The sequence below is a fragment of the Methanocalculus sp. genome, assembly GCF_030651615.1.
Taxonomy (GTDB): Archaea; Halobacteriota; Methanomicrobia; order Methanomicrobiales; family Methanocorpusculaceae; genus Methanocalculus.
In genome coordinates this window covers 1-2,737 of sequence record NZ_JAUSCG010000059.1, presented here as the reverse complement: position 1 = coordinate 2,737, position 2,737 = coordinate 1, and the positions used below count along the sequence as shown (strand labels likewise).

2 protein-coding genes and 1 pseudogene are annotated in these 2,737 nt (G+C 53.7%); all 3 read right to left on the bottom strand.

Annotation, left to right across the window (positions count from 1 at the left end):
- Positions 1-588: pseudogene (locus tag Q7V06_RS02445) on the bottom strand (O-phosphoserine--tRNA ligase); the annotation flags it as partial.
- Complete coding sequence (twy1, locus tag Q7V06_RS02440; RefSeq protein WP_304837558.1) at positions 585-1,481, bottom strand: 4-demethylwyosine synthase TYW1; 897 nt, start codon at positions 1,479-1,481, stop codon at positions 585-587. The pseudogene Q7V06_RS02445 and the gene twy1, both read right to left, overlap by 4 nt.
- Positions 1,462-2,737, bottom strand: a 1,276-nt coding sequence (gene argS / locus Q7V06_RS02435; RefSeq protein WP_304837555.1) for an arginine--tRNA ligase, incomplete at its 5' end; no start/stop codon positions are given. The genes argS and twy1, both read right to left, overlap by 20 nt.

The window sequence follows — 2,737 nt, the reverse complement described above, 5'->3', positions numbered from 1 at the left end:
CATGAACCAGCCGCTCGTCATGTGTGAACGGAGGGTTGCACGTGACGATTCGGGTGCAAGCGCCCTGAACTCAGGGAAGACCGCATCAAGGATATGGACGACGACCGCATCATCGATCCCGAGCACCACCGAGAGTTCATGGGTGAGGTCATCCCCATCGAAGGTACCCTTCTTATAGGCATGGAGGGTGGTCCTGAGTGCCTCCTCCTTCTCAGAAGAGATGGTGACACCGGTGATCGCTTCAATACCCTCGATCTGTTTCCGTGCGATCCCGACATTTGGGCGCGGCAGACCGCCGAGGTAGAAGACCCGGTCAAGAACCGCCATCGCCTCAGGTCCAAACTGCCGGTACACCTCCTGCTCCTCAACGATGACCGGATTCATCGCCTCGTCAAATCCCATGGCAAGGTATGCCTGCCTGAGCCGCTCTATCGTATCAAAGACCGGGTGAGGGCGGGCACGCCGGTAGGTATAGCGTGGGTACTGCCGGTTCATCGGAGGAGTGGAGAGGACCCGGGTTCCATCATGCCATGCTCCTTCAAAATCATCTTTTGAACGTTTTCTAAACTCTTCAGCATCAAATCTCATGTATCCTCCTCAAGGCAGACGACCCGTGAGACCGGGCTCTCGTCCCGGATACGGTATCCGGAGAGTCGGGCAACCTTCTCTGCAAAGGACCGGACATAGGCATGATCGGGCATCTGCTCCATTGATAATCTGCTACGACTGTATCCGAGATACATATATCCTTTGACTTCGACAAACGTCGGTGCGGCATCTGCGATGATCCTCGCATACTTCTCAGGAGAATGATCATTGAGTCCCTTCACAAGCGTCATCCGGATGGCTGATCTCCGTGATGAGAGGTATGAAAGGCTCTCCTGTATCCTCTCCCAGTAATCCCCCTTCGGGCGGCAGAGCATGGTATAGGTCTCCTCATCCGGTGCGTCGAGCGAGAGGTACATCTGTGTGGGATATAACCTCTGAACGACCCAGGGCCGTGTCCCGTTTGAGACGACAAAGACGGTGTACCCGTTCTCCTTGAAGAGATCAACGAGTTGTGGGAGCTGTGAGTAGCAGGTCGGTTCACCAGAGAGTGATATTGCAACCTGATTTGGCGTCTCTGTTGCCACATTCCAGCGTTCCGCAGTCACATCTTTGTGTGGCTTATACCCGGCAAGCCCTTTTTTATGCAGCTTCCTGACACCGGAGACGATCTCGTCTGGGGTAAGTTCGATCTCATGTGCCACCTCATTCTCCATCGATCTCCAGCAGAAGAGGCACCGCTGATTGCACCGGAGAGTCGGGGTCATCTGGATACAGCGGTGACTCTCAATCCCATAGAACTGGTGTTTATAACACATATCCCCGCCACGGAGCGCACGTTTGCTCCACATGCAGGGTTTCACCGCAGCAGATGAATCCGGAGAAAAGAAGAGGTACCCCTGCTTCCGCAGGGCATCACATGCTTTCGAGTGCATCGATACCAAGGGTCTCCAGGGCTTCCGAAAGGGTATTCTTCGTCGCATCCACAAGGCAGAGCCGGGAATCAAGGGATCTCCCCTCAGCCTTTAAGACCGGAACGAACCGATAGAAGGTGTTGAAGAGATCTGCAAGATCCCGAATATAGGTGGCTAGAAGATGCGGCCTGAGATCGGAGATGACCGTCTCAAGAACCTTAGGGAATCGGGCGATCGCCTTTGCAAGAGCGATCTCATGAGGGTCATCATATTCATATACGTCAGCAAATGCCCCGGCTTTTGCGAGGATTGAAGATGCCCTTGCATGAGCGTACTGGATATATGGAGCACTCTGCCGTTCAAAGTCCAGTGCCTGCTTCCAGTCAAAGACGGTGCTCTTCTCAGGCGAGACTCTGGCGATATCGTACCGGATCGCACCGATCGCAACCGATCTGGCGATACGCTGCCGCTCTTCTTCAGAGAGCTCAGGTCTTCGCTTCGTCACCTCTTCAAAAGCACGAATGATGACTTCGGCGATCAGTTCATCAGCAGAGATGAACTTCCCTGCACGGGTGCTCATTGACCCTTCGGGGAGTGAGACGAACTCGAAATGGAGGATCTCGGGAGCTTTTTCACCCAGCAGTTTCAGTGTAGCCGAGAGCTGGGCTCCGATCAGTTTATGATCCGCACCGAGGACATCGATGATCCGGTCGTAGTTTGCGGCTTTCCAGATATGGTAGGCGAGATCACGGGCAGCATAGACGCTGGTCCCATCCTTTCGCCTGAGGATGTACTTCTTCTCAAAGCCATATTCCGAGAGATTGATGGAGAAGAGTTCGCCATCATTCTCTGCCTCATCCAGCCGGGAGAGGCGGTCCAGTACCCGCTGCATATCCCCGATCCGAAGGAAGGTACTCTCCCGAACAAAACGGTCATGAACAACATTCAGATCCAGAAGAGTTGTTTTTATACCATCGATACAGGTATCAACCGCCTTTCGGAACTCCTGCTCCGCTTTCTTCTCTCCACGCTCGATCTCCTGCATCAGACGTTCTATCGAGTCGTTGATCGAGGGATCATTCTCGATCTCACGGTTCGCCTGAATATAGACACGGGCGATGAAGTGATCCCCTTTCTCATCGGGTTCCGGGGATATTCCAAGTGTTTCAAGCCCCCAGACGACGATGGCAATCTGGCGGCCCATATCATTGAGATAATACTGGACCTCAAGGGGATATCCAGCCTTTCTGAACGCACGGGCAAGGGTATCACCGATA